The following is a 1,124-nucleotide window of genomic DNA, read 5'->3' on the forward strand; positions in this document are numbered from 1 at the left end:
GGGTAAGCGGATTAAATGGTTGATCTTACCTTTGCATGAGAGTGAGACAGACCGGCATCTCATCGGATTATCTGGTTGATGCTTCACCTACTGCTGGTGCATGTTTCCTTCGCTAATTCCAGCAAGAACCCCACACGCCTCAACTTCCCGGTCATCGTTGCAACTCGCTCTCAGTGAAACGAGTTGTTTCTCAAGCGCTTGCAGAGCGGTTATCTGCGACCGCACATGAGAGATGTGATCATCGAGCAAGGCGTTGACGGCGGTACAAGGCTGATGAGGGTCGTCCTGATAGCTCTGTAGTTCGTGAATCTCAGCCAGTGACAGGCCCAGGATTCTGCAGCGACGGATGAAGGCCAGCCCCTCACCATGCTTCTCGGTATAGACACGGTAACCGTTGTCCTGCCGATCAGGCGGCGGCAACAAGCCCTGCTGTTCATAGAAGCGGATCGTCTGTGTGTCGACCCCTACCAACTGCGCCAACTGACCAATGCGCATCAGCCTCCTCCCCAACGGATTCTTTACTCTATTGACCTTATAGTAGCTTTATAGTTTTAAATGGTACCACAACATTGTTCAAGTGGAGTCGTATCATGAGCAAATCCTGTGGTGGCGCCTGTGGCGGTGATGCAACGTCCGCAGCGGATACCGATATACAGGCCTCCTCCGAGGCGCCAGGGAGATGGGTCAGTGTTTATGCCGTGCCGAAGATGGACTGTCCATCAGAAGAACGAATGATTCGCCTAGCCCTGAACGGCTTTGAGGAGATTCGGGCGCTGTCCTTCGACTTGTCGAACCGCCGGCTGAAGGTCGTGCATGACGGCGAGGTCGAGCCCGTCACCTCGAAACTGAAGACCTTGGGGCTAGGCGCCTCGCTTCAGGAAACCGTCGCTGCAAATCCGGAGACCATCAAGGCCGCCGAGTTTTCGGCAGCTTCTGCTAAGCAAGAATCCGGGACCCTGCGCTGGTTGCTCGGCATCAATGCACTTCTGTTCCTGGTGGAAATTACTGCCGGTCTGATGGCTCAGTCAACTGGCCTCATTGCAGAGTCCCTGGACAATTTTGCTGATGCGGCAGTGTACGGACTCGCTCTTTATGCGGTTGGGCATAGCGTGAAAAGGCAGGTC

2 protein-coding genes are annotated in these 1,124 nt (G+C 54.5%); one reads left to right on the top strand and one right to left on the bottom strand.

Translation table 11 applies throughout. The features are described 5' to 3' along the window. Positions 1 to 87: 87 nt before the first annotated feature. Entirely contained in the window at positions 88 to 495 is a 408-nt protein-coding gene (gene cadR, locus R7040_RS24720; RefSeq protein ID WP_048608525.1) for a Cd(II)/Pb(II)-responsive transcriptional regulator, read from the bottom strand. 95 nt (positions 496 to 590) lie between these two features. Here cadR and R7040_RS24725 point away from each other — a divergent pair. After that, positions 591 to 1,124, top strand: a 534-nt coding sequence (locus R7040_RS24725) for a cation transporter (protein ID WP_411976870.1), incomplete at its 3' end; no start/stop codon positions are given.

It is taken from the genome of Vibrio sp. 1069 (assembly GCF_033340555.1).